General features: G+C 72.1%; 18 protein-coding genes. 12 read left to right on the top strand and 6 right to left on the bottom strand.

From position 1 onward, the window contains the following. The first annotated feature begins 27 nt into the window (after window positions 1–27). Both ACGFRB_RS11710 and ACGFRB_RS11715 read left to right on the top strand, forming a co-directional pair. Window positions 28–438 carry a hypothetical protein gene (locus tag ACGFRB_RS11710; protein ID WP_393242017.1) on the top strand — a complete coding sequence of 137 codons (411 nt, stop codon included), beginning with the start codon at window positions 28–30 and terminating at the stop codon, window positions 436–438. Between the two features lie 173 nt (window positions 439–611). After that, window positions 612–2,072 (top strand): aminopeptidase, encoded by a 1,461-nt coding sequence (locus ACGFRB_RS11715; RefSeq protein WP_393242019.1) that lies wholly within the window; start codon window positions 612–614, stop codon window positions 2,070–2,072. Between the two features lie 139 nt (window positions 2,073–2,211). Here the strand turns inward: ACGFRB_RS11715 and ACGFRB_RS11720 are convergent, their stop codons facing one another. After that, window positions 2,212–4,101 (bottom strand): glycoside hydrolase family 3 protein, encoded by a 1,890-nt coding sequence (locus ACGFRB_RS11720; RefSeq protein WP_393242022.1) that lies wholly within the window; start codon window positions 4,099–4,101, stop codon window positions 2,212–2,214. A gap of 254 nt (window positions 4,102–4,355) precedes the next feature. Next, window positions 4,356–5,288: a LysR family transcriptional regulator gene (locus tag ACGFRB_RS11725; RefSeq protein WP_393242025.1), complete on the bottom strand. Its 933-nt coding sequence runs from the start codon at window positions 5,286–5,288 to the stop codon at window positions 4,356–4,358. A 150-nt stretch (window positions 5,289–5,438) separates the two neighbouring features. Here ACGFRB_RS11725 and ACGFRB_RS11730 point away from each other — a divergent pair, with 150 nt between their 5' ends. From ACGFRB_RS11730 to ACGFRB_RS11745, 4 genes are all read left to right on the top strand, one after another. Beyond that, window positions 5,439–6,404, top strand: a complete 966-nt coding sequence (locus ACGFRB_RS11730) for an EamA family transporter (RefSeq protein ID WP_393242028.1) — start codon at window positions 5,439–5,441, stop codon at window positions 6,402–6,404. 457 nt (window positions 6,405–6,861) lie between these two features. Next, window positions 6,862–7,311 (top strand): hypothetical protein, encoded by a 450-nt coding sequence (locus ACGFRB_RS11735; RefSeq protein ID WP_393242031.1) that lies wholly within the window; start codon window positions 6,862–6,864, stop codon window positions 7,309–7,311. A 63-nt stretch (window positions 7,312–7,374) separates the two neighbouring features. Further along, entirely contained in the window at window positions 7,375–7,938 is a 564-nt protein-coding gene (locus ACGFRB_RS11740; RefSeq protein WP_393242034.1) for an AAA family ATPase, read from the top strand. 77 nt (window positions 7,939–8,015) lie between these two features. Continuing rightward, complete coding sequence (locus ACGFRB_RS11745) at window positions 8,016–8,492, top strand: SAM-dependent methyltransferase (RefSeq protein WP_393242038.1); 477 nt, start codon at window positions 8,016–8,018, stop codon at window positions 8,490–8,492. Between the two features lie 36 nt (window positions 8,493–8,528). Here ACGFRB_RS11745 and ACGFRB_RS11750 read toward each other — a convergent pair whose 3' ends face one another. Further along, window positions 8,529–9,095 carry a Uma2 family endonuclease gene (locus ACGFRB_RS11750; protein ID WP_393242041.1) on the bottom strand — a complete coding sequence of 189 codons (567 nt, stop codon included), beginning with the start codon at window positions 9,093–9,095 and terminating at the stop codon, window positions 8,529–8,531. Between the two features lie 41 nt (window positions 9,096–9,136). Beyond that, a complete protein-coding gene (locus ACGFRB_RS11755; protein WP_393242044.1) occupies window positions 9,137–10,252 on the bottom strand; it encodes a LacI family DNA-binding transcriptional regulator in 1,116 nt (371 codons plus the stop codon). Between the two features lie 215 nt (window positions 10,253–10,467). On the opposite strand from ACGFRB_RS11755, the gene ACGFRB_RS11760 reads away from it, so the two are divergent. Genes ACGFRB_RS11760 through ACGFRB_RS11770 form a run of 3 tightly spaced genes read left to right on the top strand, consistent with a single transcriptional unit; the run spans window position 10,468 to window position 13,666 of the window. Next, a complete protein-coding gene (locus tag ACGFRB_RS11760) occupies window positions 10,468–11,625 on the top strand; it encodes a Gfo/Idh/MocA family protein (protein WP_393242047.1) in 1,158 nt (385 codons plus the stop codon). Continuing rightward, window positions 11,622–12,830 carry a dihydrodipicolinate synthase family protein gene (locus ACGFRB_RS11765; protein WP_393242050.1) on the top strand — a complete coding sequence of 403 codons (1,209 nt, stop codon included), beginning with the start codon at window positions 11,622–11,624 and terminating at the stop codon, window positions 12,828–12,830. Before ACGFRB_RS11760 ends, ACGFRB_RS11765 begins: the two co-directional genes overlap by 4 nt. Before the next feature lie 26 nt (window positions 12,831–12,856). Then, window positions 12,857–13,666, top strand: coding sequence for a sugar phosphate isomerase/epimerase family protein (locus ACGFRB_RS11770; RefSeq protein ID WP_393242539.1), 810 nt, complete (start codon window positions 12,857–12,859; stop codon window positions 13,664–13,666). Window positions 13,667–13,780: 114 nt separating this feature from the next. Here the strand turns inward: ACGFRB_RS11770 and ACGFRB_RS11775 are convergent, their stop codons facing one another. Then, window positions 13,781–15,046 (bottom strand): MFS transporter, encoded by a 1,266-nt coding sequence (locus ACGFRB_RS11775; protein WP_393242053.1) that lies wholly within the window; start codon window positions 15,044–15,046, stop codon window positions 13,781–13,783. Between the two features lie 206 nt (window positions 15,047–15,252). Here ACGFRB_RS11775 and ACGFRB_RS11780 point away from each other — a divergent pair, with 206 nt between their 5' ends. The 3 genes from ACGFRB_RS11780 (at window position 15,253) to ACGFRB_RS11790 (ending at window position 19,949) form a co-directional block, all read left to right on the top strand. Next, complete coding sequence (locus ACGFRB_RS11780; protein ID WP_393242056.1) at window positions 15,253–16,191, top strand: LysR family transcriptional regulator; 939 nt, start codon at window positions 15,253–15,255, stop codon at window positions 16,189–16,191. A gap of 75 nt (window positions 16,192–16,266) precedes the next feature. After that, window positions 16,267–18,480 (top strand): ATP-dependent RecD-like DNA helicase, encoded by a 2,214-nt coding sequence (locus tag ACGFRB_RS11785; protein ID WP_393242059.1) that lies wholly within the window; start codon window positions 16,267–16,269, stop codon window positions 18,478–18,480. Between the two features lie 179 nt (window positions 18,481–18,659). Then, entirely contained in the window at window positions 18,660–19,949 is a 1,290-nt protein-coding gene (locus ACGFRB_RS11790; RefSeq protein WP_363000507.1) for a citrate synthase, read from the top strand. Between the two features lie 593 nt (window positions 19,950–20,542). On the opposite strand, the gene ACGFRB_RS11795 is transcribed toward ACGFRB_RS11790, so the two are convergent. Then, window positions 20,543–22,810 (bottom strand): heavy metal translocating P-type ATPase, encoded by a 2,268-nt coding sequence (locus ACGFRB_RS11795; protein ID WP_393242062.1) that lies wholly within the window; start codon window positions 22,808–22,810, stop codon window positions 20,543–20,545. Window positions 22,811–22,842: the final 32 nt, after the last annotated feature.

Genomic DNA, 22,842 nt, shown 5'->3' on the forward strand with positions numbered 1-22,842 from the left:
TATGCGGGGGTGCGGAGGGAAACGCGCGTGCGCGGGCGCGTGGGGGGCGTACGGGGAGCAGGGCGCCGCGCCGCCGCGTATCCGCTCGCCCTGCTGCTCGCCGCCGGCACCCTCGTCCTCGGCGACCCGGGGGCCGGGAGCGCCAAAGCGGCCTCCGGCTGCCAGGGCCGGCCCACCCGCGTGATCGGCTTCGCCACCGGGGAGCTGCGGCTCTACCGCACCCGCTCGTACGTCTGCGCCCTCGCCGTCGCCAAGCGGCCCGGCGCGCCGCGGCCCATGTCGGTGTCGCTGCAAGCGCGCGGCGGCCGGGCCGTCGTCGACAAGGGCCGCTTCGCCCGCCAGGCCGGACCGGTCACCATCCACGCCCTCAATCGCTGTGTACGCGCCTCCGCCACGCTCGACGGCCGCTCCAAGGCCACGGGCTGGATCCTCTGCTGACGCCTCCTGCCGACACCATTCCTGCCGATACGGCCGCCCACGCCACCGCCGACGCCGTCACGGGCCGGGGCCGGATCCTCTGCTGATACAGAGGTAAGTGGCCGTCGGGTCTGGCGGTGCGGACACCGTCCCCGCTAGGTTCACGTCACCGTTGTGAACCCAGGGGAGGGTGAATGCGCAAGTCGCTGAGATGGCTCGTGTCGCTGTCGGTGGTCATAGGCACCGTCGGCCCGACGGCCACGGTGGCCACCGCCGCCGACACACAGGCGGCCGATGCCGGGCGGACCGCGACCGCGGACGCGGCCGTCAGCGCCGACATCAAGGACCGCCTGCTGGCGATCCCGGGGATGAGCCTCATCGAGGAGAAGCCGTACGCGGGTTACCGCTACTTCGTCCTCAACTACGAGCAGCCGATCGACCACAAGCGCCCGTGGGCGGGCACCTTCCAGCAGCGGATCTCGGTCCTCCACAAGGACACCGACCGCCCCACTGTCTTTCGCACCAGCGGCTACGGGCTGAGCACCACGCCGAGCCGCACCGAGCCGACGCGGATCATCGACGGCAACCAGATCTCCATGGAGTACCGCTTCTTCTCGCCGTCCCGCCCCGAGCCGGCCGACTGGTCGAAGCTGGACATCTGGCAGGCCGCCGGCGACCAGCACCGCATCTTCACCGCGCTGAAGTCGATCTACGGGAAGAAGTGGCTGTCCACCGGCGCCTCCAAGGGCGGCATGACGGCCACCTACTACGAACGCTTCTACCCGCGGGACATGGACGGTGTCGTCGCGTACGTGGCGCCCAACGACGTGGTCAACCAGGAGGATTCGGCCTACGACCGGTTCTTCGAGACCGTCGGCACCAAGGACTGCCGCGACCGGCTGAACAACATGCAGCGCGAGGCGCTGCTGCGCCGGGGGCCGCTGGAGAAGAAGTACGCGGCCTGGGCGGCGTCCGAGGGCGCCACCTTCAACACGCTCGGCTCGCTCGACAAGGCGTACGAGGCCGTCGTCCTCGACTTCGTGTGGGGCTTTTGGCAGTACTACGGCCAGGACGTCTGCGACCAGATCCCGGTCGCCGCCACCGCGAGCGACGACGAGGTCTACGACACGATCGACGCCTACTCGGGCTGGTCCGCGTACACCGACCAGGACCTGGAGTCCTACACCCCGTACTACTACCAGGCGGCCACCGAGCTGGGCTCGCCCAGCATCAAGCAGCCGCACCTGGCCGGGCTGAGCCGCTACGGCTACCAGCCCGCGAGCTCCTTCGTGCCGAAGGAGATCCCGATGAAGTTCAAGCCGCAGGTCATGCGCGACGTCGACAACTGGGTGCGGAAGAACGCGGACCAGATGCTGTTCGTCTACGGCGGTAACGACCCGTGGGGCTCCGAGAAGTTCCACCTCGACAAGAGCGCGCGCGACAGCTACGTGTACGTCGCGCCGGGCATGAACCACGGCGCCAACATCGCCGGTCTCGTGCCCGCCGAGAAGGCCAACGCGACCGCCCGGGTGCTCGCCTGGGCCGGCGTCGACGCGCCCGCCGTCGCCGCCGCCAAGCCGCTGGCCCGCTACGACGCCCGACTCGACCAGCCGGTCGACGAGGACGCCACCCGGGAGCACGGCCTGCGTCCGTGACTCCCGCGCGGGGCGTGAAGAGCGCCTAAAACGCGCGGCGTTGAAGAGGCAAGAGACGAGCCGGCCCTCCGTCCCCGGCGGACGGAGGGCCGGCTCGCGTGCGGGCGCGGCGCGTGGGGCGTCCGCTTCCGGTCGGCGGTTACGCGTACGACAGGCCGTAGCCCACCGGGTAGAGCGTCTTCGCCGGGTCGGCCGCGCTCTGCACGGGTACGGGAAGCCGACCGCGCGGAGCGACCCGGCCCGCCAACACCCGTACGGCTGCCTGGAGTTCGACGTCGGTCCAGGAGTAGGTGGCGAGCGTGGCGCGCTGGCCCCGGGTGTGGGCCACGTCGTACGGGTTGCGGATGGCGATCGTCACGACCGGCACCCCGGTCGCCACCAGGCGGTCCACCAGGGTGCGCTGGGGACTGGTGGCCGACAGGTTGTACGTGCCGACGAGGATCAGGTCCTGCCCGGCGGCGGCCGCCACCGCCCGGTCGATCTGCGCGGCCGTCGGTGTGGTGCCGGTGGACAACGCCTTGGCCGAGAAGCCGAGTTCGCTCAGCGCGCCGGTCAGGGTCGCGGTCGGCGGTCCGGTGGTGCCGGACGGCGAGGCCGGGTCGGCGCCGACGACGAGGACCTTGGGGTGGCTGCGCCGGCTGACCGGCAGGAAACCGCCCTCGTTGACCAGCAGGGTCGTGGTCCGCTCGGCGATCCGGTCGGCGTGCGCGAGATGCGCGGCCGTGCCCACGGTCCGGTCGACGCCCGCGTGGGTGACGTACGGGTCCTTGAACAGGCCGAGCTTGGTCTTGAGCCGCAGGATCCGCAGGATCGATTCGTCGAGACGGGCCTCGGTCAGCTCGCCGTTCTTCACGGCGGCGAGCACCGCGTTCCAGGAGACCGACAGGTCCGGCGGGTTGAGGAGTTGGTCCACGCCCGCCTTGAGCGCGAGTACGGCGACCCGCGCGTCGCCGTACTTCGTCCGTACCCCTTCCATCCCGAGCGAGTCGGTGACGACCACGCCGTCGTAGCCGAGCTGCTCGCGGAGGATCCCGGTGAGGATCGGGCGGGAGAGGGTCGCCGGATCCTCGCTCGGGTCGAGCGCGGGCACGACGATGTGCGCGGTCATGATCGAGTCGATGCCGGCGGCGACGGCGGCACGGAACGGCGGCGCGTCCAGCGCGCCCCACTGCTCACGGGTGTGGGTGATGGTCGGCAGCCCGTAGTGGCTGTCGGTGGCGGTGTCCCCGTGGCCCGGGAAGTGCTTCGCGGTCGACGCGACCCCGCCCTGCTGGTAGCCCTTGACCTGCGCGGACACCATCGCGGCGACGGAATCGGGATCGGCGCCGAAGGAACGTACGCCGATGACCGGGTTGGCCGGGTTGACGTTGACGTCGGCGTCCGGTGCGTAGTTCTGCCGGATGCCGACCGCGGCCAGTTCGGCGCCCGCGATCTGCGCCGCCTTGCGGGCGTCGGCGTGCGAGCCGCCCGCGCCGAGCGCCATCGCGCCGGGCATCAGGGTGGCGGGCTTGCCCACCCGGCAGACGATGCCGTGCTCCTGGTCGGTCGCGATCAGCAGCGGCAGTGGGGTGGACTGGGCGAGCCCGGCCCGCTGGATGCCGTTGGACAGCTCGGCGATCTGGTGCGGGTCGCGGGTGTTGTGCGCCCACGCGAAGTAGATGATGCCGCCGACGTGGTAGCGCTCGACGAGTTCGGCGGCGGTGCGGACGCCGAGCTCCCGGAGGTTGGAGTCGATGTCGGCCTGGTCGGGGGCGGTGGCCGAATGGCCGTAGACCCGCATGACGAAGAGCTGCCCGACCTTCTCCTCCAGCGACATGCGGGAGATCAGGGCGCGGAGCGTCCGGTCGTGGGCGGTGGAAGTGGTTCCGGTGGCTCCGGCTGGAGCGCCGGCCGTGGTCGCGGTGGGGGTGTCGGCCTGGGCGATCGGGGCGGCCACACCGGTGACGGCGGCGGCCGCGGCGGCGGACACCGTGAGGAGAGTACGTCTGGAGGGGGATGGGGCGCGGTGCTGCACTCGTGCTCCTTCCATGAAAGAAACTTCCAAGGTGCACGGATAGCCGGAAAGTAACTGCCAGGTCAAGGATCCGCACAAGAATGATCCGGATCGGCAGAAGAAAGATCCTTCCGGCGGCGAGCGGCACGGAGGCGATACGGAGGCGGTGCGGAGGCGGCGCGAGAGCGGTACGGGAGGGGCGGCTGAGGTACGTGTGGGTGGCGCACCGCGCGTACGTACGACCGATGCCCCCGGCGACCGCTGATCGCTGTCAGGGGGCCGGAGGCCCGTCAGGCCGCCGCCACAGGCGCCGCGTGCGTCTCCGCCACCTCCGGCCACAGCTCCTGGAGCGTGCGCACCGTCTCCGTGATCGCCGGCCGACGGGCCGCACCCGTTCGCCACAGCGCCCGCAGCCACCGAGTCGGGACCGGGTCGAGCCGGAGCGGTACCACCTCCGGCGGCAGCGCCCCGCGCCCGAGCCGGGGCACCAGCGCGATCCCGAGCCCGGCCGCGACCAGCGCGACCTGAGTGTGGTTCTCCTCGGCCTGATGGGCGACGAGCGGCTCGTACCCGGTCGCCCGCAGCGTCCGGATCAGCCAGTCGTGGCACACCGTGCCCGGCGGCTGGGTGATCCACCGCTCCTCCGCCAACTCTTCCCGGCGTACGGTGTCCCGCTCCGCGAGCCGGTGCCCGCGCGGCACGAGGATGTCGCACCGGTCGGGACCGATCACCGCCTGCTCCACCTCCGGCGGCACCGGCAGCGGCGCGATGTCCCAGTCGTGTGCCACGGCAAGATCGAGCACGCCCCGCGCGACCAGATCCACCGAGACATGCGGATCCACCTCCGAAAGGCGGGCGTCCAGGGCCGGGTGACGGCGCGCCAGTTCCGCGAGCACCCGGGGCATCAGCCCGCGCGCGCCGCTCGCGAAGCAGCCGATCCGCAGCCGTCCGGCCGGCTGCCCGCGTCCCTCCTCCAGCCGTACCTCGGCCTCCTCCACCAGCGCGAGCAGCCGCTCGGCGGTGTCGGCGAGCGCGCGTGCCTCGTCGGTGAGCCGGACGCCCCGGCCCTCGCGCTCCAGCAGGGTCGTGCGGGTCTCCCGCTCCAGTTTGGCGATCTGCTGCGAGACCGCCGAGGGGGTGTAGCCGAGGGCGGCGGCAGCGGCGCCGACCGTGCCGTGCACGGCGACGGCGTGCAGCGCCCGAAGACGTCCCAGATCCAGCACCGCGGTGCCCCCTCTTCTCTCCGGTTCTCTTCCCGGTTCTCGGTCCGGTTCTCGGTCCGGTTCTTCCAGCGACGATGAAGCAGTACTTCATCCAACCATGAAGGAATCCGTGCTGGTGCTACATGTTCGCGCCGGGTGATGCTCCTTCGTATGCGCCCCGCACACATCGCTCTCGCCGCCCTGGTCGCCGCCGTCTGGGGAGTCAACTTCGTCGTCATCGAGATCGGCCTCGACCACTTCCCGCCGCTGCTCTTCTCCGCCCTCCGCTTCCTCGTCGCGGCCCTGCCCGCCGTCTTCTTCGTCGGCCGCCCCAAGGTGGCGTGGAAGTGGATCGTGGGCGTCGGACTCGCCCTCGGCGTCGCCAAGTTCGGGCTGCTCTTCACCGGCATGAGCCTGGGCGCGCCCGCCGGACTGTCCTCGCTGGTCCTCCAGATCCAGGCGGTCTTCACCGCCCTGTTCGCCTTCCTCGCCCTCGGTGAGCGCCCCGGCCGGACCAAGCTGATCGGCATGGGCGTGGCCCTCGCCGGCATCGCGGTCGCCGCCGTCGACGAGGCGTCCGCCCACGGCGGGGCCGAGGGCGCCCTCACCGGCTTCGCCCTCGTCATCGCCGCCGCCGTCTGCTGGGGCGTCTCCAACGTCCTCACCCGCAAGGCCGCCCCGCCGGACTCGCTCAACTTCATGGTGTGGGTCAGCACCGTGCCCGTCCTGCCGCTCCTCGGCCTGTCCCTCCTGATCGAAGGGCCGCGGCGGGACCTCGACGCGCTGCGGGCGCTCGATTGGACCGGCGTCGGGGTCATCGTCTACGTCGCCTGGATCACCACCGTCTTCGGCTTCGGCGCCTGGGGCTGGCTGCTGCGCCGCCACCCGGCCTCGTCCGTGGCGCCGTTCTCGCTCCTCGTCCCGGTCTTCGGCGTCTCCTCGGCGGCGTTGTTCCTCGGCGAGTCGGTGACCCCGCTGCGCTGGTGCGCGGCGGCCCTGCTGGTCGGAGGTGTGGCGCTGACTTCCGTGCGGCGCAAGCCCGTTGAGCCTCGGGGCGGGCAGGAGGCCGAGGCCGGCGGAGAGGGGTGGAAGGCCAGGGTTCCGGTGTCGTCGCCGAACGGGGGAACCGCTCCATGACTCATCCGCAGCAGCCGCCCTACCAGCCACCCGCACCGTACGGCGCGCCGCCGGGGCCGCACCCGCAACAGCCGTACCCGCCCCAGTCGTTCGGGCCGCCGCAGCGGCATCCGCAGGCGTACGGCCCTCCGGGCCCCGCCCCGCAGCCGCCGTACGGGCCGCCGGGTCCCATCCCGCAACAGCCCTACGGGCAGCCGCCGTACGGGCAACAGCCCAACGGGCAGCAGCCCTTCCCGCCGCATGCCGCCGCGCCCCTGTGGTGCGAGGCGTGCGGCGCGCAGCCCGCGGCGCCGGTGACCGTCCGGGCGCACCAGGGCATGCTCATCGTGATGCGCACGCTCATCCGGCGCGCCGTCCTGTGCCGGACCTGCGGCCTGGCCGTCTACCGGAAGATGACCTCCGGCACCCTGGCGGCGGCTGGTGGGGTCCGTTCTCGTTCTTCATCACCCCGTTCATCGTGCTGGCCAACGTCGTCGGCGCCCGCTCGGCCGTACGCCGGCTGCCCGAGCCGTACGGTGCCCAGAGGCAGCCTCTCGACCCCGGACGGCGTGTCCTGCGCCGTTGGCCCGCGCTGCTGATCCTTTCCCCGATCGCGCTGTTCGCGGCCATGATCGGGGTGCTCTTCCTGATCGGGCTGTTCGCGGGCGGCGAGGAGGGCCGCAGCGGCCAGGGGAGTCACGGGGCGGACGGCGCCGCCGCCGTGCTGCGGGGTCTGTCGGCGGGCGACTGCGTCCACAACGACTCACGGTGGCCCGAGCAAGAGCTGTGGAAGCTGGACTGCACCTCGGCGGACGCCGATTACCAGGTCGCCGCCAAGGCCGACTGCGGTCCGTCCGACTACCTCCTGCGGACGGAATACCTGAGCGCTGGCGCCGGGGAATCCGCATACTGCGTGAAGCCCCACTGATCCCACTGATCCCACTGATCCCACTGATCCGACTGATCCGCCCGCAGCTGAAAGGCCCCCCGGATGACCTTCTCCTTCGCCGACATCGTCGTCGACGCTCCCGAACCCGCCCCCGGGGTCGTCCTGCTGGCCGGCATCCCGGGCAGTGGCAAGAGCACCGTGGCGGCGGCCCTCGCCGCGCGGTTCGAGCGTTCCGCGCGCATCGAGGTGGACGGGCTCCAGGAGCTGATCGTCCGGGGCGGCCGATGGCCCGGCCCCGAGAGCGATCCGGAGGCCGACCGGCAGATCCTGCTGAGGGCCCGCAACGCCTGTCTGCTGGCCGGGAGTTACGCGGCCGCCGGGTTCCTTCCGGTCGTGGACGACGTGGTCGTCCGCCGCTCGCACCTCGACTACTACCGGCGGCACGCGCCGGCGGGGGTCCCGTTCCACCTGGTCGTCCTGGCCCCCGGCCCGGTGGTGGCGTGGGAGCGCAACAACGCCCGCGACAAGCGGCTGACCACCGACTGGACCTTCCTCGACGAGGCGATGCGCGCCGAGCTGTCGGGGGAGGGTGTCTGGATCGACAACGCGCGGCAGACGGTCGAGGAGACGGTGTCGGCGGTCCTGGCCGCGACGGGCCTGGCCTGACCCAGCCGGGCCCGGCCTCGGCCCTGACCCATCCCCGTCGAACCCCACCCCGTCCGGCCCGAGAGAAGAGGCAGGTCATGCGGCAGCCCGCCGAAGGCATCCTCACCCACCCCGTCGCCCATGTCGTCGGCGGCCGGAGCGAAGTCCGGGACGACGCGTGGGCGGACGTCACCGCCGTCATCCGGCTCGACGCCACGCGCTTCGGCCCCGAGGCGCTGGCCGGACTCGACGCCTTCTCGCACCTGGAGGTCGTCTACCACTTCGACCGGGTGCCCGAGGACCGCGTGGAGACCGGAGCCCGTCATCCGCGCGGCAACACCGACTGGCCACTGGTCGGCATCTTCGCCCAGCGCGGGAAGAACCGGCCCAACCGTCTCGGCGTCTCGCGCTGCCGCCTCCTGCGCGTCAGCGGCCTCGACGTCCATGTGCAGGGTCTGGACGCGGTCGACGGCACCCCGGTGCTCGATCTCAAGCCGTACATGGCCGAGTTCGGCCCCCAGGGCCCGACCGCCCAGCCCGCCTGGTCCACCGAGATCATGCGTCGCTACTACTGATCGGTCTCCCGGCGCCGGGTCGAGCCTGGGCGGGCTCTACCGCCGGTCGCGCGGAAACCCGTCCGTCGCGACGACGATCTCGCGTCCTTCGAGAGGCAGGACCAGATCCTCCCCGAAGGGGATCCGGTCCTGCTCGGCGTAGGTGCCCGTACGGGTGGGGCGGCTGTGCGTCGTGCACGTACCGTCCGAGGGGTCGACGATGACGTAGAGAGGGATGCCGCACTCCGCGTACATGCGGAACTTCTTCTGGAAGTCATTGTCCCGTGTGCTCGCGGAGGCGACTTCGATCACGGCTTCCAGGCTGTGCCACGCGTACCGGCCGCGGCTGTTGCGCTCGGCACCGGGAGCGATGATCGCGAGGTCGGGGGCGTAACCGTAGAGGATCGACGGAAAATCGATCATGACGTTCGAAAGGATGTCGCCGTGACCGGCGAGCTGTCGGTCGATCTGCGAGGCCGCGTGCGGGATGACCTTCCACTGGTGCTCCCCCTGCGGCGTCATGATGATCTTTCCTGCCGTGATCTCCACGCGGTAGCCGTTGGGCAGGTTGGCGCTTTCGAGCACGTCCCACGCGCTCGGGGTGCCGATCTCCATCGCCGTCATGAGGGCCTCCGAGTGCCGTCGCTTCCTACCGTAGCGGGCGGCTAGCCCCTCGGCCTCGCCGTCGTTCCCCGCACCACCAGTTCCGCCGGGACCGTCGCCAGACCGCCCGGCGGGACGGGTGCCACGCCGAGGGCGAGCCGTCCCGCGCGGGCGCCCGCCTCGTGCAGCGGCAGACGTACGGTCGTCAGCGCGGGTACCGCGTCCGCCGAGAACGGCAGGTCGTCGAAGCCCGCGACCGAGATGTCGCCGGGGATGTCGAGAACCCGTTCGCGCAGCGCAGCGCAGACGCCGAGGGCGATGGTGTCGTTGGCGGCCACGACGGCCGTCAAGTCCGGTGTCCGGCTCAGGAATTCGTGGGCGGCGCGGTAGCCGGTGGTCCGGTCGTACGGGCCGTGGGTCGTGGGGCCTTCGGTTACCCCGGCCGCCCGCAGCGCCGCGCGGTGGCCTTCGAGTCGGTGCCGGGTCGTCGTGTGGCCGGCCGGCCCCGCCGCGTACCCGATCCGCCGGTGGCCGAGCGCGAGCAGATGCTCGGTGAGGCGACGGGCCCCGCCCCGGTTGTCGAACGCGAGCGTGGCGAACGGGGGCAGCCCCGCACCCGGCCCCCCGTCGGCTCCCCCGGCCCCGCCGGCCCCGCCGGGCCCGGTCGCGGCGAGTGGCGGGCGCCCGCACAGCACCACCCGGGTGCCGGCCTCGGCGAGCCGGGTCAGTTTGGCTGTCACCGCCGCCTGGTGCGCGTCGTTCTCCAGGGAGCCGCCGGTGAGGATCACGGCGGCGGCGCGCTGGCGCTGGAGCAGGGTGAGATAGGTCAGTTCGCGCTCGGGGGAGCCACCGGTGTTGCAGACGACGGCCAGCTTCCCGCCCCCGACTCCGCCCCCGCCCCGGCTTGCCGCGTCCTCGCCCAGCGCGCTCTGTGCCGCCCCCGCGATGATCCCGAAGAAGGGGTCGGCGATGTCGTTGACGAGGATGCCGACCAGGTCGGAGGTGGCGGCGGCGAGCGAACTGGCCGGGCCGTTGGGGACGTAGTCCAGCTCGTCGACCGCGCGCAGCACCCGTTCGCGGGTCGCCGCCGCGACCGGGTAATTGCCGTTGAGGACGCGGGAGACGGTCGCGGGGGAGACCCCCGCGCGGGTGGCCACCTCCGCCAGGGTGACGGTCATCGCGGGGGAACCTCCGGGCCCTTGTCGACGGTGATGTCGGCAGGCTAGCGTCATCAGGGACTGAAAGCGCTTTCCATCCGGCGGGAACCCTCACCAGGGGCGTACGTCAGAGGCGCGCGTCGGGGCGGCCACCACGGACGGCCTCTCCGGCCGGGCGCTTTGGCCGTCCGTCGCCCCGGACGAGCGGAGCACCCCGCCGGGGAGGGGACTCGACCGTGACGCGCAGGACCGTCCGCATCGCCATGAACGGTGTCACCGGCCGTATGGGCCACCGTCAGCATCTCGTCCGCTCGATCCTCGCGCTGCGCGAGCAGGGCGGCCTCGACCTCGGGAACGGCGAGACCCTGTGGCCCGAGCCGGTGCTCGTCGGCCGCCGTGAACCCGCCCTGCGCGTGCTCGCCGAGCGCTACGGGCTCGACGCGTGGTCCACCGACCTCGACGCCGTCCTCGCCGACGACACCGTCGACCTCTACTTCGACGCCCAGGTGACCTCGGCGCGGGTGGCCGCACTCACCAAGGCCATCACCGCGGGCAAGCACGTCTACACCGAGAAACCCACCGCCGGTGATCTGGCCGGCGCCCTCGCGCTCGCCCGGCTCGCCGAGGCCCGGGGCATCCGGCACGGCGTCGTCCAGGACAAACTCTTCCTGCCCGGGCTGCGCAAGCTGAAGCGCCTCGTCGACGGCGGTTTCTTCGGCGAAATCCTCTCCGTACGCGGAGAGTTCGGCTACTGGGTCTTCGAGGGCGACTGGCAGGAAGCCCAGCGCCCCAGCTGGAACTACCGCGCCGAGGACGGCGGCGGCATCGTCACCGACATGTTCCCGCACTGGGAGTACGTGCTCCACGAACTCTTCGGCCGGGTCACCTCCGTCACCGCCCAGGTCTCCACCCACATCCCGCGCCGCTGGGACGAGCGGGGCCGGGCGTACACGGCGACCGCCGACGATTCCGCGTACGGCATCTTCCAGTTGGAGAGCGGCGCGATCGCCCAGATCAACTCTTCCTGGGCGGTCCGAGTCCACCGCGACGAGCTCGTGGAGTTCCAGGTCGACGGCACCCACGGCTCGGCCGTCGCGGGCCTGCGCGGCTGCCGAGTCCAGCACCGCTCCACCACGCCCAAGCCGGTCTGGAACCCGGATCTTCCGCTCGTCGCGGGCACGTCCTTCCGCGACCAGTGGCAAGTGGTCCCGGACAACGCGGAGTTCGACAACGGCTTCAAGGCGCAGTGGGAACTCTTCCTCCGCCACATCCACCTCGGAGAGCCGTACCGCTGGGACCTGCTCGCCGGCGCGCGAGGCGTTCAGCTCGCCGAACTCGGCCTGCGGTCCGCCGCCGAGGGCCGCCGTCTCGACGTCCCCGAGGTGAGGCTGTGACCCTGTTCCTTCCCCGGCGGGACGGCGGAGGCGTACGGGCGTACGAGCCGCGCACCGCACCCCGGGACCCGCGTCCAGTCGGAGCCACCAGGACCGCCGGGGCTGCGGGGTCCACCGGGGTCGCCGGGACCGGGTCGCCGGCCTCTCGTACCGTCTTCGCAGCCGCCCATGTGGTCGCCGATCCGCGCGCCGACGCCACCCCGGACGGGCCCGCCGTCCTCGACTGGGATGCCACCCTCGCCTTCCGCCGCCATCTGTGGTCGCACGGACTCTGCGTCGCCGAGGCGATGGACACCGCGCAACGCGGCATGGGACTGGACTGGGCGGGCGCGGCCGAGCTGATCCGCCGCTCCGGCGCCGAGGCCAAGGCGGTCGGCGGACGGATCGCCTGCGGCGTCGGCACCGACCAACTCGACGGATCAGCCGATACGTTGAGGATTCGCCAGGCGTACGAGGAGCAACTCGCCGTCGCCGAGGAATCCGGCGCCCAGGCCGTCCTCCTGGCCTCCCGTGCCCTGGCCGCCACCGCGACCGGCCCGGAGGACTACCAGGAGCTCTACGGGCATCTGCTGCGGCAGGCCGCCGAGCCGGTGATCCTGCACTGGCTCGGCCCGATGTTCGACCCGGCACTCGAAGGCTACTGGGGCTCGGCCGATCCCGACGCCGCCACCGAGACCCTCCTGGAGATCGTCGCCGCCCACCCCGACAAGGTCGACGGCGTCAAGATCTCCCTGCTCGACGCCGGCCGCGAGGTCGCCCTGCGCCGCCGCCTCCCGGCCGGTGTGCGCTGCTACACCGGCGACGACTTCCACTACCCCGAGCTGATCGCGGGCGACGACCAGGGATTCAGCCACGCGCTGCTCGGGATCTTCGACCCGCTCGGCCCACTGGCGGCCGAGGCCGTACAGCTCCTCGACACGGGCGACCCCGACGGCTTCCGCGCGCTCCTCGATCCCACGGTCGCCCTCTCCCGGCATCTCTTCGAACCGCCGACCCGCTTCTACAAGACGGGTGTGGTCCTCCTCGCCTGGCTCGCCGGCCACCAAGGCCACTTCGCGATGCCCGGCGGACTGCAGTCCGCCCGCTCGCTGCCGCATCTCGCGCGGGCGTACGAACTGGCCGACGGGCTCGGCCTGTTCCCCGATCCGGCCCGGGCCGAAGCCCGGATGCGGGCCCTGCTCACGGTGTACGGAGTACCGCAGTGAACCTCGACCGCCTCAGCGTCAATCAGATGACCGTCCGCCGGCTTCCGCTGCCCGCTCTGGTCGCCCACTGCGTCCGGCTCGGCGTCCCGGGCGTCGGCCTGTGGCGCGCGCCGGTCGAGGAGTACGGCGCCGACGCCGCCGCCCGGCTCGTCCGGGACGCGGGACTCGCCGTCAGCACCCTGTGCCGGGGCGGCTTCTTCACCGGCACCGGCACCGGCACCGGTAAGGGCAAGGGCGACGGCGGCGACTGGTGGGACGACAACCGCAGGGCTGTCGACCTGTGCGCGGTCCTCGGTACCGACACCCTCGTCCTGGTCTCCGGCGGGCTCCCGGCCGGCAGTCGCGACCTGGCCGCCGCCCGGGCCCGGATCACCGACGCGATCGGGCGGCTCGCCCCGTACGCGGCGGAGCGCGGCGTCCGGCTCGCCGTCGAACCCCTGCACCCGATGTTCGCCGCCGACCGCTGCGCCGTCTCCACCCTGGACCAGGCGCTGGCGATCGCCGAGGAGTTCCCGGCGGATCAGGTGGGCGTGGTCGTCGACACGTACCACCTGTGGTGGGACGACCGGGCTCCCGCCGCCGTGGCCCGCGCGGGCGCGGCGGGCCGCATCCACGCCTTCCAGCTCGCCGACTGGATCACCCCGCTCCCGGCCGGGGTGCTCCATGGGCGCGGCCGGCTCGGCACCGGGTCGATCGACCTGCCCGGGTGGTGCGCGCTCGTCGCCGAGGCGGGGTACACCGGCCCGGTCGAGGTCGAAATCTTCAACGACGAGCTGTGGGAACGGGACGGCGTGGAGGTTCTGGAGCAGACGGTCGGGGCGTTCCTGGCGGTGTGAGAGGCAAGGGAGGGCAGAGGGGCAGCCGGGTGGGTCATATGCCCGGCTGCCGGCGGTGCCGTCGGGGCATATGCCGACCCTCGCGCCGCTGCCGTCAGGCATATGACCGCCCCCTCACACCCCCCTCGGCGCCGGGTCCGCCGCCCGCGCGTCATCCGGCGCCGACGCCGCCGACCGGTGCGGAAGCAGCAACGGGGTCGCGAGGACGATCACCCCGGCGAGACCGAGAGCCGTACGCGGACCGAGCAGGGAGCCCAGCACGCCCCACACCGCCGTCAGAAGCGCGGTGGTGGCCTTGGTCGTCACCGACCAGGCGGTCAGTGTGCGGGCGACCCGGTCGGCCGGGGTGCGCTCCAGACGGAAGGTCGCGGAGACCGGGTTGAAGACCGCGCACCAGAAGATCAGTCCGAGTTCGACGGCCATCACCAGGAGCAGCCCGCCGGTCCCCGGCCCGACGAAGACGAGGCCGACGGGCCACAGCGCGCGCAGCGTCCCGGAGCCGACCAGGACCCGGTGCCGCCCGAACCGGGTGGCCAGCGGCCGGGCCAGCCGCGCCCCGACGAGCCCGCCGATCGCGGGCACGGCGAAGGCGAGCCCGTACTGCCAGGGAGTGAAGCCGAGCCGGCCGAGCAGCAGGACCGCGAGAAGCGGTTCGGTGGCCATCACCAGGCCGTTGAACAGGGCGGTGTGGAAGAAGAGAGGGCGCAGCTTCGGGTCCCCGAGGATGTGCCGCCACCCGTCGAGCAGCTCACCGGCCCGCATCCGGCCGCCCTCCGGGCGCGCCGCGGGCCGCGCCTCCCCGCCCCCGATCGCGCGGATGCCCAGGGCCGACAGCAGATAGCTGACGGCGTCGGCCACCACCGTGGCCACCGGCCCGAGCAGTCCGATCATCGCCCCGCCCAGCGGTGGCCCGACGATCGTGGTCGTCCAGGAGGTGGACTCGAACCGCGCGTTCGCGGCGAGCAGGTCCCCGGCCGGCAGAAGCGTCTTCAGATACGCGCCCGAGGCGGCCCGGAAGGTGATGTCGGCCGCCGCGACGGTGACGGACACCAGCAGCAGCTGGACGAAGGTGAGCACCCCGAGCGCGTACGCGGCGGGAACCGTCAGCAGCGCCGCGCAGCGCGCCAGGTCCATCCCGATCAGCACCGGTCGCTTGCGGCGGAACTCCACCCACGGCCCGAGCGGCACCGCCACGACCGCCCCCACCGCCGCCCCCACCGAGGACAGCGCCGCGACCTGGGCGGGCCCGGCGTCCAGCACCCGGACGGCGATCAGCGGCAGCGCGCCGAACGCGAGCCACGTCCCGAGCGCGCTGGTCCCGTAGGCGCCCCAGAGCCACCCGAACGGCCGCCCCAGCCCCGGACCCCGTCCCGGCCCCAACCCCAGCCGCCGGCCCGCCCTCGGCCCGGACCCCGGCCCCCGACCCCGCCGCCGCCCACGATCCACGTCCGGCCCCTCTCGCCGCTCACACCCGCCCTTACAACCAATCAGCGTTCGATCGCATCCAAGCGAGCGGCACCGGCCAGGATCAAACAACCAAATGACCCCCTCGCCACAACCACTGGTTGTGCCCCTACGGTGAGGGCATGGACCTCGAAACCGTTCGGACCTTCGTCGCCGCCGCCGACGCGGGACAGTTCCAGGAAGCCGCCGCCGAGCTGGCCGTCAGCCAGCAGGCCGTCTCCAAGCGCGTCGCCGCGCTGGAGCGGGAACTCGGGGTGCGGCTGTTCACCCGTACGCCGCGCGGCGCCGCGCCGACCATCGACGGACAGGCATTCCTGCCCCACGCGCGCGAACTGCTGAGAGTCGCCGACCGCGCGGCCCTGTCCGTCCGCGTCGGACGCCGTCCGCTGCGCGTCGACGTGATCAACCTGCGCGGCGCCGCCTCCGGCCTGATGCGCGACTTCCACCGGCTCCACCCCGACGTCGAACTCGACGTGCTGAAACTGTTCGGCATCGACGAGGCGGTGGCCGCCCTCCGGTCCGGCACGATCGACGCGACCTTCCGCGCCGTCGGCGCGCCCGGCCACCCGCTCCCCGCGGACATCGCCTCCGTCCGGGTCTTCGACGAGCCGCTCCAGCTCCTCACCGGCCCCGGCCACGCGCTGGCGTCCGCCCGCTCGGTGTCCCTGCCGGAGCTGGCCGGCCACCGGATCTGGATGCCCGGCATCGCCCCCGGCACCGAGTGGGCCGCCTACTACGACGACCTCGTCGCACAGTTCGGCCTCACCATCGAGTCGACCGGCCCCAACTTCGGCTCCGACGCGCTCCTCGACACCATCGCCGACACCCCGGCCCTGGCCACGTTCATGAGCGAGCAGACCCGCCTGGTCTGGCCCACCGGCCACGGCCTGCGCCGGATCCCGGTGACCGGCCCCATCCCCGTCTACCCGCACTCGCTCCTGTGGCACCGCGACAACCCGCACCCGGCCCTGGCCGGCCTCCGCGCCCACCTCGCCGCCCTGCCCCCGGCCCCGAAGGCCCCGGACGGCACCTGGGTCCCGCCCTGGACGCCCTCAAGCTGAGGCCCCACCGCGGAGGCCCCACGGAGTTGTCCACAGGCCCCGCGTGGTGTCCGAGACCTCCGATACGGTCGGCACATGTCCCATCTGGCAGTGGTCGAAGGGGTCCTGGAGCGGATCACCTACGCCAACGAGGAGAGCGGGTACACCGTCGCCCGCGTGGACACCGGCCGGGGCGCCGGTGATCTGCTCACGGTCGTCGGCTCGCTGCTCGGCGCCCAGCCGGGGGAGTCGCTGCGGATGGAGGGCCGCTGGGGCTCCCATCCCCAGTACGGCAGACAGTTCACCTGCGAGAACTTCACCACGGTCCTGCCCGCCACCATCCAGGGCATCCGCCGCTATCTCGGTTCCGGTCTCATCAAGGGCATCGGCCCCCGGATCGCCGAGCGCATCGTCGACCACTTCGGCACGGACACCCTCGACGTCATCGAGACCGAGCCGAAGCGGCTCGTCGAGGTGCCCGGCCTCGGCCCGAAGCGCACGAAGCTGATCGGCACGGCCTGGGAGGAGCAGAAGGCGATCAAGGAGGTCATGGTCTTCCTCCAGAGCGTCGGCGTCTCGACCTCCATCGCCGTCCGCATCTACAAGAAGTACGGGGACGCCTCGATCTCCGTGGTGAAGAACCTCCCGTACCGGCTCGCCGCCGACGTCTGGGGCATCGGCTTCCTCACCGCCGACCGGATCGCCCAGGCCGTCGGCATCCCGCACGACAGCCCCGACCGGGTGCGCGCCGGCCTTCAGTACGCGCTGTCGCAGTCCACCGACCAGGGCCACTGCTTCCTGCCGGAGGAACGCCTCATCGCCGACGCGGTGAAGCTGCTCCAGGTGGACACGGGCCTGGTCATCGACTGTCTGGGGGAGCTCGCCGAGGACCCCGAAGGGGTCGTACGGGAGAAGGTCCCCGGCCCCGAGGGGCTGCCGGTGACGGGGGTGTACCTGATCCCGTTCCACCGGGCCGAACTGTCCCTCGCCGGGCAGGTCCGCCGGCTCCTGGGCGCCGAGGAGGACCGGATGCCGGGCTTCGGGGACGTGGACTGGGACAAGGCGCTGGCCTGGCTGGCGCGGCGGACCGGGGCGTCGCTCGCCCCGGAGCAGGAGCAGGCGGTACGGCTCGCGCTGACCCGCAAGGTCGCGGTGCTCACCGGCGGCCCCGGCTGCGGCAAGTCGTTCACGGTCCGCTCGATCGTGGAGCTGGCCCGGGCCAAGCGGGCCAAGGTGGTCCTCGCCGCGCCCACCGGCCGGGCCGCGAAGCGGCTCGCGGAGCTGACCGGCGCCGAGGCGTCGACCGTGCACCGGCTCCTGGAGCTGAAGCCGGGCGGGGACGCGGCGTACGACCGGGACCGCCCCCTCGACGCCGACCTGGTGGTGGTCGACGAGGCGTCCATGCTGGACCTGCTGCTCGCGAACAAACTCGTGAAGGCGGTGGCACCCGGTGCCCATCTGCTGCTCGTGGGGGACGTGGACCAGCTGCCGTCGGTCGGCGCCGGCGAGGTCCTGGGGGATCTGCTCACGCCCGGCAGCCCCGTCCCGGCGGTCCGGCTGACCCGGATCTTCCGGCAGGCCCAGCAGTCCGGGGTGGTCACCAACGCGCACCGGATCAACGCGGGCGTCCCGCCCGTCACCACCGGTCTGACGGACTTCTACCTTTTCGCCGAGGAAGAAACCGAGGACGCCGCCCGGGTCGCCGTGGAGGTCGCCGCCCGGCGGATCCCGGCGAAGTTCGGGCTCGACCCGCGCCGGGACGTACAGGTCCTCGCCCCCATGAACCGGGGCCCCGCCGGCGCCGGCGCGCTCAACGCACTGCTCCAGCAGGCCGTCACCCCCGCCCGCCCCGACCTGCCCGAGAAGCGGTTCGGCGGCCGGGTCTTCCGGGTCGGCGACAAGGTCACCCAGGTCCGCAACAACTACGAGAAGGGCGCCAACGGCGTCTTCAACGGCACGGTCGGCGTCGTGATCTCCCTCGACCCGGACGAGCAGCGGCTCGTCGTCCGCACGGACGAGGACGAGGAGGTGCCGTACGACTTCGACGAGCTGGACGAGCTGGCCCATGCCTACGCTGTGACCATCCACCGCTCGCAGGGCAGCGAGTACCCGGCCGTGGTGATCCCGGTCACCACCAGCGCCTGGACGATGCTCCAGCGCAATCTGCTCTACACGGCCGTCACCCGCGCCCGGAAGCTCGTGGTGCTGGTCGGCTCCCGTCGGGCGATCGCCCAGGCCGTCCGTACGGTCTCCGCCGGACGGCGCTTTACCGCACTCGCGTACCGGCTCACAGGGGGTGCTCTCGTGTGAAAGATCACGAGGGGCTTTCGGAACCGGGGCGAAGGGGGCAGGATATGCAGGTTGGCGGCACTGAGTGCCGCCAATTGGCCCAATGGTCGACCCCGAGTGCACTCTCCTGAGCCAAATGGGGGATGGTAGAGACAGTCAGGGCACCTCGAAGAAGAGGCACTACGTCGGTGAGGGATGACGTGAGCGACAACTCTGTAGTACTGCGGTACGCGGACGGTGAATACACCTACCCGGTGGTCGAGAGCACCGTCGGCGACAAGGGCTTCGACATCGGGAAGCTCCGAGCCCAGACCGGTCTGGTCACCCTGGACAGCGGATACGGCAACACCGCCGCCTATAAATCCGCCATCACCTATCTGGACGGCGAGCAGGGCATCCTGCGGTACCGCGGTTACCCCATCGAGCAGCTCGCCGAGCAGTCGAGCTTCCTGGAGGTGGCCTACCTCCTGATCAACGGCGAGCTCCCCACCGGGGACGAGCTCACGGTCTTCCAGAACGAGATCACCCAGCACACGCTGGTCCACGAGGACGTCAAGAACTTCTTCCGCGGCTTCCCGCGTGACGCCCACCCGATGGCCATGCTGTCCTCCGTGGTCTCCGCGCTGTCCACCTTCTACCAGGACAGCCACAACCCGTTCGACGAGGAGCAGCGTCACCTCTCCACGATCCGGCTGCTGGCCAAGCTGCCGACGATCGCGGCCTACGCGTACAAGAAGTCGATCGGTCACCCGTTCGTCTACCCGCGTAACGACCTGGGCTACGTCGAGAACTTCCTGCGCATGACCTTCTCGGTCCCGGCCCAGGAGTACGACCTCGACCCGGTCGTCGTCTCGGCGCTCAACAAGCTGCTGATCCTGCACGCGGACCACGAGCAGAACTGCTCGACCTCCACGGTCCGTCTGGTCGGCTCCTCGCAGGCGAACATGTTCGCCTCGATCTCCGCCGGCATCTCGGCCCTGTGGGGCCCGCTGCACGGTGGCGCCAACCAGTCCGTCCTGGAGATGCTCGAGGGCATCAAGGCCAACGGCGGCGACGTCGACGCCTTCATCACCAAGGTGAAGAACAAGGAGGACGGCGTCCGCCTGATGGGCTTCGGCCACCGGGTGTACAAGTCCTTCGACCCGCGCGCCAAGATCATCAAGGCGGCGGCGCACGACGTCCTGAAGGCCCTCGGCAAGTCCGACGAGCTGCTGGACATCGCGCTCAAGCTGGAGGAGCACGCGCTCTCCGACGACTACTTCGTCTCGCGCAACCTCTACCCGAACGTGGACTTCTACACGGGTCTGATCTACCGCGCCATGGGCTTCCCGACCGAGATGTTCACGGTCCTCTTCGCCCTCGGCCGCCTCCCCGGCTGGATCGCCCAGTGGCACGAGATGATCAAGGAGCCGGGTTCCCGTATCGGTCGCCCGCGCCAGATCTACACCGGCGTCGTCGAGCGCGACTTCGTCCCGGTCGAGGCCCGCTGAAGTCAGGCCCGCTGAAGTCAGGCCCGCTGAGGTCAGGCCTGCTGAAGCCGGCTGTGACGGAGCCCGGCCCGCCGTGCCGCGGCCGGCGGCTTTCGTCATCCGGTGAAGGTTCTTGAGGTCTGAGATCTGAGACCTGACGCTGTGAGGCTTGAGGCTTGAGGCTTCGAGGTTCCGGGGCCGGACCCCACCTGGGTCCGGCCCCGCGCCGTACAAGCGGAAGCGCCCCGCCGTCGATCCCCCCACGGGTCGACGAACGGGGCGCTTCCCATATCCCGGTGCGGATTCCCCCCACGGGATCCGGGCCGGGCGCCGGTCGGCGCGGTCTGCCGGGGTACGTACGGGAGGGCCGCTCAAAGCTCCCCTGTGCACGTGCCCCGGCCGCGCTTGCCTGGGACGTCCCCCAAGACATCCCATGAACGTCCCCCAAGACGTTCTTGGCATCGCCCACTTAGACTCGCGAACGGCCCAGATGGTTACCCCCCAATATCTGTGATCTAGATCTCTTTGGGAAGGTCTCGCGGCGTCACGGGCGGGTCAATTTCGCGGAGGGGTCGCCCGCCCCCGCCCGCCGCCCCGGCCGATGGCCGGACAGCTCAGGAAAAACGCCGCAGCCGCAGGCTGTTGGTCACCACGAACACCGACGAGAAGGCCATCGCGAGCCCCGCGATCATCGGGTTGAGCAGCCCGGCGGCGGCCAGCGGCAGCGCCGCCACGTTGTAGCCGAAGGCCCAGCCCAGGTTCCCCTTGATCGTCGCGAGGGTGCGCCGGGACAGCCGGATCGCGTCGGCCGCGACCCGCAGATCCCCGCGGACCAGGGTCAGATCGCTCGCCTCGATCGCGGCGTCCGTGCCGGTGCCCATCGCCAGGCCGAGATCGGCCGTGGCCAGCGCGGCGGCGTCGTTCACCCCGTCGCCGACCATCGCGACCACCCGGCCCTCGGCCTGGAGCCGGCGGACCACGTCCACCTTGTCCTCGGGCAGCACCTCGGCGATCACCTCGCCGATGCCGACCTCCGCCGCCACCCGCTCGGCCACGCTCCGCGCGTCCCCGGTCAGCAGCACCGGCCGCAGCCCGAGCGCCCGCAGCCGCTCGACCGCCTCCGCGCTGGTCTCCTTGACGGCGTCGGCGACCGTCAGCGTGCCGCGCGCCCGCCCGTCCCAGGCGACGTGCACCACGCCCGGCGCGCCCTGCCCCGGCACCTCGATCCCCTCGGCGGCGAGCAGTGCGGCCCGCCCGACCAGGACCAGATGACCGTCGACGGAGCCGCGCACCCCGAGCCCCGGCACGTTCTCGAAGGTCTTCGGTACGGGCAGCTCGCCCACCACCGCGACCGCGCCGGCCGCCACGGCCCGCGCCACCGGGTGCTCCGAGGCGTGCTCCAGGGCGCCCGCGAGACGCAGCAGCTCCGCCTCGTCCGTACCGCCGGAGCCGTACGCGCCCCCGTACACATGCGTCCCCGTCAGCTCCATCCGGCCGGTGGTGACGGTGCCCGTCTTGTCGAGTACGACGGTGTCGACCTTGCGGGTGGACTCCAGGACCTCCGGGCCCTTGATGAGGATGCCGAGCTGGGCGCCCCGGCCGGTGCCGACCATCAGGGCGGTCGGGGTGGCGAGGCCGAGCGCGCAGGGGCAGGCGATGATCAGGACGGCGACGGCGGCGGTGAACGCGGCCGTGACCTCCCCGGTCAGCAGCAGCCAGGCGACCAGGGTGCCCAGCGCGATGAGCATGACGACGGGCACGAACACGGCCGAGATCCGGTCGGCGAGCCGCTGCACCTCCGCCTTGCCGTTCTGGGCGTCCTCGACCAGCCTGGCCATCCGGGCCAGCTGGGTGTCGGCGCCGACCCGGGTGGCCTCGACGACCAGCCGGCCCGAGGCGTTGACGCAGCCGCCGGTGACGAAGTCGCCGGGGCTCACGTCGACCGGGACGGACTCGCCGGTGAGCATGGACGTGTCCACGGCGGACGCGCCGGCTGTGACGGTGCCGTCGGTGGCGATCTTCTCGCCCGGACGGACGACGAAACGGTCCCCGACCCGCAGCGCGCCGACCGGGACCCGTACCTCCCCACCCTGCCGGAGCACCGCCACGTCCTTGGCGCCGAGCCGCAGCAGGGCGTGCAGGGCGGCACCGGCCCGGCGCTTGGCGCGGGCCTCCAGATAGCGGCCGAGCAGGATGAAGGTGACGACCCCGGCGGCGACCTCCAGATAGATGGTGGAGGAGGCGTGCTCGCGCGAGGCGGTGAGGTCGAAGCCGTGCCGCATCCCGGGCATGCCGGCGTCGCCGAGGAACAGCGCCCACAGCGACCAGCCGAAGGCGGCGAGGGTGCCGACCGAGACGAGGGTGTCCATGGTGGCGGCGCCGTGCCGCAGATTGGTCCAGGCGGCGCGGTGGAAGGGCAGCCCGCCCCAGACCACGACGGGCGCGGCGAGGGTGAGGCTCAGCCACTGCCAGTGGTCGAACTGGAGGGCCGGGACCATCGCGAGGAGGACGACCGGCAGCGCGAGCACGGCGCAGACGGTGAGCCGCTGCCGCAGGGCGGCGGTCTCGGGGTCGGTGTCGTCCTTGGTGCCGTCCTTGGCCTCGGGGCCGGAGTCCGCCGGTGGTGCCGATTCCGGTGCCGGTTCCGGTTCAGGTTCGGGCTCCGGGGGTGGCGGTTCGGTCGCGGTGTAGCCGGTCTTGACGACGGTGGCGATCAGATCGGTGACCGGGATGTCCACGGGGTGTTCGACGCGGGCCTTCTCGGTGGCGTAGTTGACACTCGCGGTCACCCCCTCCATCCGGTTGAGCTTCTTCTCGACGCGGGCCGCGCAGGACGCGCAGGTCATCCCGCCGATCGTGAGCTCGGTGATCGTGGAGGTCATAGCGGTTCCAAACAGGAGCAGGGCCGTACGTA

The organism is Streptomyces sp. NPDC048718 (genome assembly GCF_043198875.1).
Classification (GTDB): domain Bacteria; phylum Actinomycetota; class Actinomycetes; order Streptomycetales; family Streptomycetaceae; genus Streptomyces.